The sequence below is a fragment of the Gillisella vitis genome (assembly GCF_021559775.1).
GTDB lineage: Bacteria > Pseudomonadota > Alphaproteobacteria > Rhizobiales > Rhizobiaceae > Allorhizobium > Allorhizobium ampelinum.
In genome coordinates, this window is the sequence record NZ_CP056048.1 from 872,735 (window position 1) to 886,148 (window position 13,414).

At 58.9% G+C, this 13,414-nt stretch carries 13 protein-coding genes; 9 read left to right on the top strand and 4 right to left on the bottom strand.

What is annotated here, in order from left to right; translation table 11 throughout:
* Positions 1-22: 22 nt before the first annotated feature.
* Together AVCG78_RS20900 and AVCG78_RS20905 are read right to left on the bottom strand one after the other, a co-directional pair.
* Positions 23-505, bottom strand: coding sequence for a hypothetical protein (locus AVCG78_RS20900; protein ID WP_012654147.1), 483 nt, complete (start codon positions 503-505; stop codon positions 23-25).
* Positions 506-777: 272 nt separating this feature from the next.
* Positions 778-1,716 carry a GNAT family N-acetyltransferase gene (locus tag AVCG78_RS20905; RefSeq protein WP_071206213.1) on the bottom strand — a complete coding sequence of 313 codons (939 nt, stop codon included), beginning with the start codon at positions 1,714-1,716 and terminating at the stop codon, positions 778-780.
* Between the two features lie 229 nt (positions 1,717-1,945).
* On the opposite strand from AVCG78_RS20905, the gene AVCG78_RS20910 reads away from it, so the two are divergent.
* Both AVCG78_RS20910 and AVCG78_RS20915 read left to right on the top strand, forming a co-directional pair.
* Positions 1,946-2,869, top strand: coding sequence for a 2-hydroxyacid dehydrogenase (locus AVCG78_RS20910; protein WP_071206212.1), 924 nt, complete (start codon positions 1,946-1,948; stop codon positions 2,867-2,869).
* A gap of 94 nt (positions 2,870-2,963) precedes the next feature.
* Positions 2,964-4,421, top strand: coding sequence for an NAD-dependent succinate-semialdehyde dehydrogenase (locus tag AVCG78_RS20915; RefSeq protein ID WP_071584388.1), 1,458 nt, complete (start codon positions 2,964-2,966; stop codon positions 4,419-4,421).
* A gap of 30 nt (positions 4,422-4,451) precedes the next feature.
* On the opposite strand, the gene AVCG78_RS20920 is transcribed toward AVCG78_RS20915, so the two are convergent.
* Positions 4,452-5,351, bottom strand: coding sequence for a LysR family transcriptional regulator (locus tag AVCG78_RS20920; protein WP_071206246.1), 900 nt, complete (start codon positions 5,349-5,351; stop codon positions 4,452-4,454).
* A gap of 279 nt (positions 5,352-5,630) precedes the next feature.
* Between AVCG78_RS20920 and AVCG78_RS20925 the strand changes: the two genes are divergently transcribed.
* The 5 genes from AVCG78_RS20925 to AVCG78_RS20945 are packed head-to-tail and all read left to right on the top strand — an operon-like array spanning position 5,631 to position 9,889.
* The gene (locus AVCG78_RS20925; RefSeq protein ID WP_071206209.1) at positions 5,631-6,407 is read left to right on the top strand and encodes a 5-oxoprolinase subunit PxpA; all 777 of its coding nucleotides are present in this window, start codon (positions 5,631-5,633) and stop codon (positions 6,405-6,407) included.
* Between the two features lie 12 nt (positions 6,408-6,419).
* Complete coding sequence (locus tag AVCG78_RS20930) at positions 6,420-6,662, top strand: acetyl-CoA carboxylase (protein WP_071206207.1); 243 nt, start codon at positions 6,420-6,422, stop codon at positions 6,660-6,662.
* Positions 6,659-8,047: an acetyl-CoA carboxylase biotin carboxylase subunit gene (locus AVCG78_RS20935; RefSeq protein ID WP_071206205.1), complete on the top strand. Its 1,389-nt coding sequence runs from the start codon at positions 6,659-6,661 to the stop codon at positions 8,045-8,047. Before AVCG78_RS20930 ends, AVCG78_RS20935 begins: the two co-directional genes overlap by 4 nt.
* A complete protein-coding gene (locus tag AVCG78_RS20940; protein ID WP_071206203.1) occupies positions 8,047-8,922 on the top strand; it encodes a 5-oxoprolinase subunit B family protein in 876 nt (291 codons plus the stop codon). Before AVCG78_RS20935 ends, AVCG78_RS20940 begins: the two co-directional genes overlap by 1 nt.
* Positions 8,912-9,889, top strand: a complete 978-nt coding sequence (locus tag AVCG78_RS20945) for a 5-oxoprolinase subunit C family protein (protein ID WP_071206201.1) — start codon at positions 8,912-8,914, stop codon at positions 9,887-9,889. Before AVCG78_RS20940 ends, AVCG78_RS20945 begins: the two co-directional genes overlap by 11 nt.
* 32 nt (positions 9,890-9,921) lie before the next feature.
* Here AVCG78_RS20945 and AVCG78_RS20950 read toward each other — a convergent pair whose 3' ends face one another.
* The gene (locus AVCG78_RS20950) at positions 9,922-10,920 is read right to left on the bottom strand and encodes a GntR family transcriptional regulator (RefSeq protein ID WP_071206199.1); all 999 of its coding nucleotides are present in this window, start codon (positions 10,918-10,920) and stop codon (positions 9,922-9,924) included.
* A gap of 528 nt (positions 10,921-11,448) precedes the next feature.
* Between AVCG78_RS20950 and AVCG78_RS20955 the strand changes: the two genes are divergently transcribed.
* Together AVCG78_RS20955 and AVCG78_RS20960 are read left to right on the top strand one after the other, a co-directional pair.
* A complete protein-coding gene (locus AVCG78_RS20955; RefSeq protein WP_071206197.1) occupies positions 11,449-12,522 on the top strand; it encodes an ABC transporter ATP-binding protein in 1,074 nt (357 codons plus the stop codon).
* The gene (locus AVCG78_RS20960) at positions 12,515-13,414 is read left to right on the top strand and encodes an ABC transporter permease (protein WP_071206195.1); all 900 of its coding nucleotides are present in this window, start codon (positions 12,515-12,517) and stop codon (positions 13,412-13,414) included. Before AVCG78_RS20955 ends, AVCG78_RS20960 begins: the two co-directional genes overlap by 8 nt.

Sequence of the window (13,414 nt, forward strand, 5' to 3'; positions counted from 1 at the left end):
AACGGGCCGGTCCGTAAACATGTTAGCCGCGAACGCCAGCCTTCTTGGGGGCAAATGTCGCGCGGGTCGTGGTGGTCGCTGTGGTCGCAGCGGGCATCCGATCCACCGGGCGGCGGTTGCTGTTGGCAGAGACGGTGCGCATGCCGACCGGGCGGATGATGGTCTTGGCAGCGGCGGGACGGGCGACCGGAGTAGGGGCCGGTGCGGGCGCAGCCTTGGCCTTCTGGGCCAGCGTGACCCAGCGCATGATGGCTTCAAAAGCATGGCGGCCTTCGCGGCGCGCGGTGGCGAGGCCCTCTTCACTGAGCAGACAGGTGGCACCGATTTCTTTCCAGTTCGGACGTCCGCCATGCAAAGGCGGGGTGGCCTGACGAACGATCAGGCCGAGCATATAGCTGCGCAAATTTTGATAATCGGATTTGGCAAGTGCTGGCGCAAGCCGCACTTCGCAAAAGGTTTCGATTTTCCGATGAAATACCGGAGCGGAAGGGGTCAATCTTGGCATAATACTCGCAACTCATGAATGGCCCGGCGGTGAGATGCCGGGGTGGCGCTGCTACAGCATAATCGGCCCAACCGCAACCGGTCAGGTTGAAAATTATGCAGTATATTGAATATGTTACAGCGTGACGCAGATGTCGTCGCCGACGCATCGCGCTGTAAGACATGGATGTTAAAAAAGTCTTGCATCAGCCTAAGGGAGAGACCGCGAAGCAGCGGTCAATCACCTGCGAACCGATAGGGGAGCGCCGCTTTACGACTGTCCGGGTGTCTTAGTCAACCCAGTGCTTGGCTCGCCAATCCATAAGTGATGGCATGGGGCTCAGATGGGATCTCATCATCGGCTCCCGGTTCCCCTTTTGGCCCGACCGGCCAGGCTGCTCGAAGCGACATTGTGGTGACGGTATCGAACAGGGAAAGCCCAGATTCCAACAGAAATTCCGCAAAGGCACCGGAGCTATGCCGCGTATCCAGCCGCAGGAACCGCCCCTGATGGCGTGCGACATGAGGTCGCGTCACGGCGATGGCATCTTCATCGCTTGCGGCGACCACCGGGCCAATGACATGACCACGCCCGAAGGGCCGCGACAGCGCATAAGCGACGATTTTATCGGCGCGCAGCAGTGCCACACCTTCGGACAGGGGCAGGAGGTTGCCAAGCCATCGCTGGCGATTTGCACCGAAGGCAAGTTCATCCAGTGAGACGAGATCCGGAAAATCCTCAGGTATTATCGCGCGCAGCTGTGCGCCATCGGCGAGTTTTGCGGTTTGCGGCGAGAGCTTGGCCTCGGATAGCCTTGCCTCGCCCTGGCACTGAAAGACCGGGGCTTCGACGGCAAAGCCGATGCTGCGATAGAGGCGTCTTGCCGCACGGGTAGAGTTCAGCCCCAGCCGTGCGAAGGAGATGTTGCCGAGGATATGCTCCATCAGCCAGCGGCCTGTTCCCTGCGTTTGCAGGCGTGGCGAGGTAATCACCATGCCGATGGTGGCGAAATTTTCGTCCATGGGAAACCACATGGCCGAGCCCAGCACCCGATCAATCGGGTCAATGGCCGCGACGCCTTGGCCATTGGCCAGCAGAAAAGCCCAATCCTCCGTCCGGTGCGGCCAGCCGACGGCGACGGAAAGCCCATGCAGGTGCTCGATGCCGACATCATGAATGTCGGTCAACGTCAGTTCAAAGGATTCCACCTGGATCGACGTTTTCACCGTCACATTGTCTTCCTTGCATTGGGTCGGTTTGCAGCCGACGCCTATCTAAAGCTTCATAAGGCGATAGATTCTACTGAAATCGCAGGAATTTCCAGCAGGTTTTATCGAAAACTCGGCTAAGAGCGACACTTAGCCTGATGAAAGCGCGTTACTTCTACTTCCAACGCTCGTTTTTTTGTCGCACAGGCCTCGTCAATGGCGCCGGATGCGACCGTCCAGTTCTAGGATAATCATGGCCTTTCTTTTCAACTCAGATCCGGTGCGTGGCGCGGTCTTCGCGCAGGCCTTCGCGCGCGACATGCCCGATGTGGATTTTCATGTCGCGCCATCGCCGGTCGATCCCAAACATGTCCGCTACTTGATGACCTGGGCAATGCCGCAGGAGATCGAGCGTTATACCAATCTCGAAGTGCTGTTTTGCATCGGCGCCGGTGTTGATCAGTTCGATCCCGGCCGGCTGCCCGATACCGTCAAGCTGGTGCGGATGGTGGAGGATGGAATCGTTCGGATGATGCAGGAATATATCACCCTTGCCGTGCTTTCCGTTCATCGCAAGCTGCCAGCCTATCTTCGCCAGCAGCAGCAAGGTGAATGGCAGTCTTTGCCGATATCTCAGGCACTTGGGCAACGGGTGACGGTGCTGGGCCTTGGCCTGCTGGGGCAGGCGGCGCTGGAGCGGTTGAAACCGTTCGGCTTTCAGCTGTCAGGCTGGAGCCGTTCGCCGCGTGAAATCGATGATGTCACCTGTCATGCCGGAATAGAAGTGCTGCCGGATCTGCTGGAGCAGACCGATATTCTCGTCTGTCTTTTGCCCCTGACAGCAGAGACCCGGCATTTCCTCAATGCCGAACTGTTTGCCCGCCTGCCGCGCGGAGCATCGCTCGTTCACGCCGGGCGTGGTGCGCAACTGGATCAGGCGGCGTTGCTGGCTGCGCTCGAGAGCGGCCAGCTCGCCAGCGCTTTTCTCGACGTCACCGATCCCGAACCGCTGCCATCGGACCATCCTTTATGGCGGCAGGCGAATGTGATCATCACGCCCCATATTGCCAGCGTCACCCAGCCGGAGACTGCCGCCATAGCGGTGATCGACAATATCCGTCGTCATCGCGCTGGTGAAGAGATGATTGGCCTTGTTGATCGTGAGCGCGGATATTAAAGATTTTCCAATTCCAACGGTGCCAGCGGCGGCATCACTACCTATGTTTCAACGGCAGGACGGACCTTTCGTCTCACTCAATTGAGGACTTCCTATGCATAATCTCAAAGACAAGACCTTGCTGCGCCAGCAGGGCCTGATTGGCGGCGAATGGGTCGGTGCGGCCTCCAACAAGGTGATCGACGTTATCGACCCGGCCACGCAAACGGTGATCGGCACGGTGCCGGATATGGGCACCGATGACACGAGCGCTGCCATCAAGGCTGCCGAAAAGGCCTTCAAGCTCTGGAAGAAAAAGACCCATGCCGAGCGCGCCGGGCTGCTGGAAGCCTGGTACGGCCTGATGATCGAGCATGTCGAGGATCTGGCGCTGATTCTGACAATGGAACAGGGCAAGCCGCTGGATGAGGCGCGCGGCGAAATCCGCTACGGTGCCTCCTTTGTCAAATGGTTTGCGGAAGAGGCCCGCCGCATCGGTGGCCATACCATTCCCTCGCCAACCACCGACCGCCGCATCGTTGTGCTGAAGGAGCCGGTTGGTGTCTGCGGCATCATCACGCCCTGGAATTTCCCCAATGCGATGATTACCCGCAAAGTGGCCCCAGCCTTGGCGGCGGGCTGCACCGTGGTCATCAAGCCCTCGGATTTCACGCCCTATTCGGCGCTAGCGCTGGGTGTGCTGGCTGAGCGCGCCGGTATTCCGGCGGGTGTCATCAATATCGTCACCGGCATGCCGACCGAGATTGGCAATGAAATCATGGCCAATGACGTCGTGCGCAAGATTTCCTTCACCGGCTCGACCCGGGTCGGGTCGCTGCTGATGCGCGGTGCCGCCGATACGATCAAGAAGCTCAGCCTGGAGCTTGGCGGCAATGCGCCGTTCATCGTGTTCGACGATGCCGATCTTGATCTGGCGGTTGAAGGTGCGATCCTCTGCAAATTCCGCAATGGCGGCCAGACCTGCGTTTGCGCCAACCGCATCCTGGTTCAATCAGGTGTCTACGATGCCTTCGCGGCCAAGCTGACGGCCCGGGTCAATGCCATGAAGGTTGGCCCCGGAACCGAGCAAGGCGTTTCCATCGGGCCGATGATCAACGAAGCCGCGATTGGCAAGATTCGTCAGCATGTCGAGGATGCCGTTTCCAAGGGCGCGAAGATCGTCACCGATGCCCACAGATTGCCGCAGGGTGCGCAGTTTACGGCACCGGTGGTCTTGACCGGTGCGACAACCGATATGCTGCTGGCCAGCGAGGAGACTTTCGGCCCGGTCGCGCCGCTGTTCAAGTTCGAAACGGAGGAAGAGGCGCTGGAGATTGCCAATGGTACGCCATTCGGTTTGGCAGCCTATTTCTACACTGAAAGCCTGAAGCGCTCCTGGCGGGTGGCCGAGGCGTTGGAAGCAGGCATGATCGGCCTGAATACCGGGGCGATTTCCACGGAAGTGGCACCTTTTGGCGGCGTCAAGCAATCCGGCCTTGGCCGCGAAGGCGCGCAGATAGGCATCGAGGAATATCTGGAAATGAAGACCTTCCATATTGGCGGTCTTGGCTGATATTCGCTTATGGTTCCGGGGCAGGGAAACCTACCCCGGAATATGAAAGGCCCGCCGGAAATAAGCGCGGAACGCCTCCATGGCCGGGCTGAAGTCCGCATTGCGTCGCCAGGCAAGGCCAACATCCATGGATGGTACCGGATCGGTCAGTGTGACCGTCTCGATTCGTCTACCCTCCAGTGACCATGGCCGATGCACCATATCGGAGAGAATGGCGACGCCCTGGCCATTGGCGACCAGCGAGCGCACGGCTTCGACCGAGGATGTCCGCAGCGTGACCTTCGGCTGGTAGGGCGTCGGGCTCCAGTATTTCAGCGTGGTATGCGACGCTTCATCCACCGTCAGCATGATATAGTTTTCCTCTGCTACGTCCTTCAGGCCAACCGAGGGACGGGTCAGCAGCGGATGGCGGGCGGGCAGCCAGAGCCGCCGCTGCGAATTCAGCAGGGTTTCGGTGGTCAGTTCCGGGTTGAGAATGTTTGAGGTCAGCAGCACGGCGACGTCATAGCGATTGGCGAGCAGACCTTCCTCGACGCTTTCCCGGTTGAGTTCGAACAGCTGGATATCGACACCCGGAAACTGCCGTTTCAACCGCTCGATATGCAGCGGCAGAAAATAACCGATCACCGTATAGCTGGCAGCGACGCTGAGCTTGCCCTGCACCTTGCCTGTGACGGGATTGAGCGTGGTGATGTCATCAACCTTCCGCAGGATGTCATAGGCCTGGGATAGCAGCAGACGCCCGGCTTCTGTCAGGTCCATGCCGTGCGGCGTACGCTCGAACAGCGGCGCGCCGACAATGGTTTCAAGCTCCTTGATCGCCGTGGTCACTGCCGATTGCGAGATGGCGAGGTTGACGGCGGCCTGCGAGACTTGCCCGGATTCGGCGGTCGCCACGAAATAGCGGATCTGGCGAAGACTGAGGGGCATGTCATAAACTCCCATCGTTATTTTTGATAGCGCCATCTGAAAATCAGAATGAATCATCTTTTGATTGTAATCTCTGAAGCATTCACCTGGATTATGCGGTCTAGGGTCCGAAAATCACTCAAATTTTTCCTCTGGCTTTCAAGGCTTGTCCCATCAGTAAATCAGATAATGGCTTTCTGAAAATACCATTTTTCAAATGATGGTTTTCTGCCTAGTTTTTTCTGACGAAAATGACGGCACATGAGTTTTTTGCATAAAAATAAAGCATAGAGGTTAACTGTGGCGCTTGAATCTGTCGATATCAATTGTGATCTGGGCGAGGCCTTTGGCCGCTGGCGGATCGGCGACACCGCCGATCAGGCGTTGATGGGGCTGATCAGTTCCGCCAATATCGCCACCGGCTTTCATGCCGGCGATCCAAACCTGATGGATGAAACCGTGCGGCTGGCGGTGGAGCATGGTGTCGGTATCGGCGCCCATCCCGGCTATGACGATCTCCAGGGCTTTGGACGGCGTAAGATCAACGGCACGCCGCGCGAATTGGTCAACGATATCGTCTATCAGGTGGGAGCGCTGAAGGAATTCGTGCGTCGTCACGGGGCAAGTCTGCAACATGTGAAGCCGCACGGCGCGCTTTACATGGAAATGGCTGTCAATCCCGAACTGGCGCAGCTTTTCGTGCACTATATGCGCACCGCCAATCCCAATGCCTATGTGCTGTGCATGGCGGGTTCGGCCACAGAAATTGCTGCGCGCGAGGCAGGCCAACCGGTGGCGCGGGAATTCTACGCTGACCGCGATTATGACGAAAGCGGCTCTATCGTCTTTACCCGCGATGCCGGGCGTCCCGATCCTGCGGGCATTGCCCGGAAAGTGCTGCGTGCCTGTCTGGAGGGCAAGGTCACGGCGGTAACGGGCAAGGATATCGAGGTGCCATTTGAGACCATCTGCTTCCATTCCGACACGCTGGGCGCTTTCGATATCGTCCGCCATATGCGCGACGCCCTGGTCGCTGAGGGCATTCGCATTTCGCCTCTTTCAGACATTCTCAAGTAACCGGAGACAGCCATGAGCACCCACGAGATCAGATCGCCCCTGCCTGGCACATTCTACCGCAAGCCGTCTCCCGATGCCCCGAGCTTCAAAAATGATGGAGACGCGGTGGCTGAAGGAGATGTTATCGGCCTGATTGAGGTGATGAAGACGTTTCATGAAGTGCATGCGGATGCCTCCGGCATCGGTCTGGTGTTCGTGGCGGAAGACAATGAGCCGATCATGGCCGGTCAGGTGATCGCCGAGGTGCAGGCATGAGCATCTCTTCGCTGCTGGTGGCCAACAGGGGGGAGATTGCCGTTCGGATCATCCGGGCGGCCAAGGCGCTCGGCATTCGCACCGTGCAGGTTCATTCCGCCGCAGATCGTGACATGCTGGCGGTGAGACTGGCCGATCAGGCGGTGGAGATTGGCCCGCCATCGGCGGCCAAATCCTACCTGAATATCGAGGCGGTGCTGAAGGCGGCGCTGGAAACCGGCGTTGATGCCGTGCATCCGGGCTACGGCTTCCTCTCCGAAAACGCCGCTTTTGCCAAGGCCGTCACCGATGCAGGGCTGATTTTCATCGGTCCGAGCCATGAAGCTATCAGCCTGCTAGGCGACAAGGTCGAGGCCCGCCAGGTGGCGATGCAGGCCGGAGTGCCGACCGTGCCGGGTTCAAATGGCCGGGTGGATGACCTTGAGGCAGGGCGTGTGATTGTCGAGACAATCGGCTTTCCTGTGATGATCAAGGCCGCTGCTGGCGGCGGTGGCCGGGGCATTCGCATTGCCGAGACCATGGAGGATTTCGAGCGGCATTTCCCGCAAGCGTCCTCCGAAGCGCTGGCTGCTTTTGGCGATGGCGGGCTTTACATCGAGAAGGTCATTACCCGCGCCCGCCATGTCGAAGTACAGATCCTCGGCGATGGCAATGATGCCATTCATTGCTTTGAGCGGGAATGCTCGCTGCAACGCCGCCGCCAGAAGGTCTGGGAAGAAGGGCCATCGGTGCGCCTGCCTGATGATGTGCGAAAAGCCCTGTGCGACAGCGCCGTGGCGCTGGCGCGGTCGGTCAATTATCGCGGCGCTGGCACGGTTGAATATCTCTATGACGAGCAGAGCGGCGAATTTTACTTTATCGAGGTCAATACCCGCATCCAGGTTGAGCATCCGGTGACGGAAATGATTACCGGCATCGATCTGGTGCAGGAAATGATCCGCATTGCCGGTGGTGCGCCTTTGTCGCTGCGTCAGGAGGATGTGGTGCTCTCCGGCCACGCTATAGAATGCCGGATCAATGCCGAGGACCCGGCGCGGGGTTTCCTGCCCGGTCCCGGCACGGTCTCAACCCTGCACATTCCCGAGGGCGACGGCATCCGCTTCGATACCATGCTCTATGAAGGCTATCAGGTGCCACCCTTCTACGATTCCTTGCTCGGCAAGCTGATCGTCTGGGCGGAAACCCGTGAAGCCTGCCTCGAAAAACTTGGCGCGGCGCTGGAGCATTTCGAAATCGGCGGTCTTGCCACCACCATTCCGCTGCACAAAAAGCTGGTGGCTGATCCCTCCGTGCAAAGCGCCGATGTCCATACCCGGTTTCTGGAGCCCTGGCTGGAAACGGCCTTTCCGCCTGCCCAATCTGTTCCCCTGAAGGAGACTGTCTGATGGCGATGCGCTATACATTCGGCGGTGATGAGCATCTGTTCGTGGAATGCAGCGAGGCGATGTCGCTGGAGGCTTTCTTCACCTCGCTGTCGATGACCAACGGCATTTCTCAAGCCCGGATCAAGGGCGTCACCGAAATCTGCCCGGCCAATGCCTCCTTCCAGGTCAAGTTCGATCCTGACATCATTCATCCCGACGACATCCTGAAGGAAATCCAGGCCATTGAGGTTGCTGCGGCGAAAAGTGATCCGGTGATTGCCACGCGGATTGTTGAAATCCCGGTGTTCTACAACGATCCCTGGACCCATGAGACACTGATGCGGTTTCGTGAGCGGCATCAGGAGCCTGATGGCACCGATCTCGATTATGCCGCCAAGATCAACAATTACCCAAGCGTTCAGGATTTCATCGCCGCCCATGCCGGTTCGCCGTGGTTTGTTTCCATGGTTGGCTTCGTGTCCGGCCTGCCTTTCATGTACCAGATGGTCGAGCGGCAGCGGCAGATCGAAGTGCCGAAATATCTGCGGCCCCGCACGGATACGCCGAGGCTGACGGTCGGCCACGGCGGCTGTTTCGGCTGCATATATTCGGTGCGCGGTGCCGGTGGCTACCAGATGTTCGGCATTACCCCGATGCCGATCTACGATCCGACGCAGACCACCTCTTACCTGCGCGACTTCATGGTGTTCTTCAAGCCGGGCGATATCGTCATGTTCAAGCCGGTGGATCGTGATGGTTACGATCAGGCGGTGGAAGAGGTGGACAAGGGCATATTCGTTCCGCCGATCCGCGAGGTGCGCTTTGATCTCTCGGAATTCCAGAAAGACATCAGCGGCTATAACGCCAGGCTGGAGGGCCTTCTCCATGGTCATTAAGGTTTTGCATCAAGGGCTTGCCACCACGGTTCAGGATTTGGGCCGTCCCGGCTATTTTCACCTCGGCATTCCCCAGGGCGGGGCTATGGATCGGCTGGCGCTGAAGGCCGCCAATCTGCTCGTCGGCAATGACGAAGGGGCGGCGGGGCTGGAGGCGGTGTTCATCGGGCCGAAGCTGGAATTTGCCGCCGACACCATGGTGGCCGTCACGGGAGCCGAGATGCCGATCCGGCTTGACGGCGAGGAGCAGCCCGGCTGGACCGCCTTCAAGGTGCGGGCAGGTCAGGTGCTGAGTTTCGATTTTCTGAAGGCGGGGGCGCGGATCTATATTGCCGTTGCTGGTGGTATCGATGTTCCGCTGGCGCTCGGATCACGCTCCACTTACGCCATCGGCGCGCTTGGCGGCTTCCAGGGTCGTGCGATTGCTGCTGGAGATGACTTGCCGGTCGGGCAGGCGAAGCCTGTGCCCGAAGGCCGGACCATTCCGCAGGCGCTGCGCCGCCCTCCGGGCGCGCCTGCCGAATTGCGCGTGTTGCCCGGTCTCTACTGGGATCGGCTGACGGAAGAGGCAAAAGGCAATTTCTTTGAGGACGAATGGAAGGTAGCGCCGGAAGCCGACCGGATGGGCTACCGGTTTCGTGGCGGGCGCAAGCTGGACTTTGTGCCCCGCACCCCGCCGTTTGGGGCAGGTTCCGATCCGTCCAATATTGTCGATAGCTGCTATCCCTACGGCTCAATCCAGGTGCCGGGCGGTAGTGAGCCAATCGTCTTGCACCGCGACGCCGTTTCCGGCGGCGGCTATTTCATGGTCGGCACGGTGATTTCAGCGGATATGGACCTGATCGGCCAATTGCAGCCGCATACGCCGACCCGGTTCGTCAAGGTGAACATGGAGCAGGCATTGGCGGCACGACGGGAGCGGCAGGCGATGATCCGCGACATCAGCGCCTCTCTGTCAAACGTGTAGGAGGGCAGGTCATGACAGGGTCGGCGTCACGCTCATTCCTGAACGCGGGTCAGATAGGCCGCCGTGGCGCCTGGATCGGGAATGATCGCGACGATCTTCATTTGGGCGATGGTCCGGTTCAGGGCGGCGTCCAGATGGGTGCCATGCATGGCCGCTGCCGCTGTGGTCGCTCCACGGGCCAGCAACTCGACGATCAGCCTAAATTCGGTAATCGTCGTCAGGTCGCCGGGCAGGCCGAGACGGGCCAGCAGGCTGGTCGCCGCCGTCACCGGCAGAAGATTGTTGCGGATCAATTCCCGCAGCTTCTCATTGGGCGTGGCGAGAATGCAGATCTCGATGAAGCCTTGCTGCATCTCCATCACATCTCTGAGGCCATCCCCCGCATGATCCCTCTCCAACTGCCGAAGCCGTTCCAGCAGGAAAAGCAGTGCCTCACTGTCGATATGGGGGGCAGCCGTCGTCAGCGCCTGCGGCTCCAGCATGGCACGCAACCCGAAATGATCCTTGATGGTTTGGGCTGTCAAGGGTCCGGCAATCCAGTGGGAGCTTTGGTTCTTGCGCACCAGTCCCCGTTCGCTCAGCCGCGCCAGCACATCGCGCACCACCGTGCGGCTGACATTGAAATGGCTGGCAAGTTCGGTCTCAATGATCCGGTAGCGACCAAACACCACGCATCCGGCCACATCGCGCTCAACGGTGTCGTAAATCCGCTCCCAGGAGGACCGGTTCTGCAAGGCGTCGTCGGCATGTTTGGCAACGGTCAGGCCGATGCTGCGGATATCGGTTCTCAGCGGCTCGATGCCAAACCCTGTCGGGCCGACCAGATAGCCGCGCCCTTGAAACCGATGCACCAGCCCGTCCGCCTCCAGCGCCTGCAAAGCCCGTTGTACCGGCGCACGGGACGTTTGCAGGATCTCGGCGATATGGCCTTCCAACAGCACAAGCCCTTGAGGCAACAGGCCTTCGGCGATGTTGGAGCGCAGCACCGCCTCGGCAATTTCATAGCGGCGTTGGCCGGTTTGTGTCGTCATGGCGCAGGCTGTTCCCGTTGGTCTGCTTTCTCTGTAAGGCGAAAACCGCTTTCGAGACTAGAGGTATAAAAATCAGAATGCGCATGAAGCATCTAATTTTTGGATACCGTGTACAATAGTCATTTTTTAAAAGCGTGTCCGGGTTGGCTGAAGTGTGAGCCTTCCAGATGCTATTGAAGGCGTCCAATTGAAAAGAATCCGAAAAATCGGCAGGTAATGTCGGTTTTGCAGATCGATCTGCGCTTTTTTGTTGAGATTTGTAAGGTGTACGCTAGTGGAATCCTTGGCGTTTTACCCTAAAAATCAATTGAATTTAAAAATCGTGAAAAAGTATATTGAATACAAAAATCATCCGTGCCATGCTTCATCTGTATCGTGCCAACAGAAGCACGGACAAGCGGAACGAATAGAAATGCCCGATTGCCGATTCCTGTGATGCGCCTTTGCTAAAGGGCGCAAGCGCTCTTCCTGTGTTCGCGGGAAGGGTGTTCGGGTCCGGCTGACTGGGCGCAACTGGCGAGAACCGACGTGACATCCGTGCTCGAGCTACACAATCTGGTCAAGGCCTATGGGGATACGCGTGCCCTCGACGGCTTGAGCCTTTCGCTGCCCGACAATCATTATATTTCGCTGCTTGGCCCAAGCGGATCGGGAAAGACAACACTGCTCCGTGTGATCGCCGGTTTCGAGCGGTGTGAGGGCGGTTCTATCCGCTTTGCCGGACAGTCCATGCAGGACGTGGCGCCGCATCGGCGTGGCATTGGCTTTGTCTTTCAGAATTTCGCCCTGTTTCCGCATTTGAGCGTGCGGGAAAATATCGCCTTCGGCCTTGCCAATCGTGAGGTGGCACCGGTGACCAATGCTGGCGAAGTGGCCGACAGGGTGCGTGACATCATCGCGCTTGTTGGCTTGCAGGGCTTGGAAACCCGCGCCGTTACCCAGATTTCCGGTGGCCAGAAACAGCGTGTTGCCTTGGCCCGCACCCTGGTTACAGAGCCGAAAATGGTGCTGCTGGACGAACCGCTTGGCGCACTGGACGCCAATCTGCGCGCCCGGATGCGCAATGAGTTGCGCGACATCCGCGAGCGCTGCGGCGTTACCTTCCTGCATGTTACCGGCAGCGAGAGCGAGGCGCTGGCCATGGGCGACATGGTTCTGGTGCTGGATCGTGGGCGGATTGCCCAGACCGGCAGTTCGGACACGATCTATAACCGTCCCGTTTCCGCCGATGTGGCGCGTTTCCTGAATTGCTACAATCTGTTTTCAGGTTCTGTCGATGGCGACAGTTTCGTGGCCCCGGCAGGCCGCCTGCCACTTGGCGGTTTCAGGCAATCGGCTTCGACCCCCGCCTATGCCATTCGTCATGATCGGATTTCTATCCGTCCTGTTATCGCCGAGCGCGGCAGTGATGAAGTGGCAATCGAAGCCAGCTTTCTGGCCGAAGAATATACCGGATCGGCGGTCTATTCGTTCTTCTCGGCGGATGATGGCTCGGTCTTCGAAGTGGAAACCCATTTGAGCAAGGACGCCCGCCCGATCCTCGAACCGCAGACCCGCTACGCGCTGGTCTGGAACAAGGAGCACGCCCTTGTCTATGCATAATCAAGCCCTTAGCGAAACCATCGTCCCCATCGCGGAGCCTGCTGCCAAGCCGTCGCGCATTTCCTTCTGGCTTGTGCTGCCGGGTGTTGTCTGGATGCTGCTGTTCCTGGTGCTGCCGATGTTGATGATGGTCTATGTGTCCTTCTGGACGCAGACCACCTTCACCATCAAGCCGGTGTTGACGCTGCAAAGCTGGATCACCTTCTTTTCCAGCGATACCTATCTGGGCGCGCTCTGGACCACGGTTCGGATCTGGCTGCTGGTGCTGGTAGCGACCTTGGCTGTCGGCTATCCGGCGGCGCTGTTTGTCGGGCTGTTCGTCAAAAACAAGACGCTGCAAACCGTGCTTCTGGTGCTCTGCGTCATTCCGTTCTGGACCTCCTTCCTGATCCGGGTTCTCGCCTGGCGGCCAATGCTCGGCAAGGAAGGGGCGATCAACATGATCCTGATGAAGCTTGGCATTGTCAGCCATCCCATCGAAGTCCTGCTGTTTTCCGAACTGTCTGTGATCATTGGCATGACGCAGATCTATTGTGTGTTCATGGTCGGTCCCATCGCTTTCATGCTGGGGCGGATCGAGCCGGCAATCATCGAGGCGGCGCAGGATCTCGGTGCCGGTTTCTGGCGGATTTTCCGCACCATCATCCTGCCAATGTCGATGCCGGGTGTGGTGGTCGGGGCGATCTTCGTTTCGGTCATGGTTCTCGGTGAATTCGCCACCTCGGCGGCACTGTCGGGGCGCAAGGTCAATCTGCTCGGCAATATCATTGTCACCCAGGTCGGGTCGCTGAAATGGGCTTTCGCGGCGGTGGCGGGCGTCGTGCTGACCCTGCTGATGGGGCTCGTCGTCGCGGCGCTGCTGCGGGTCGTCGATCTCAGGAAGGAGTTGTAG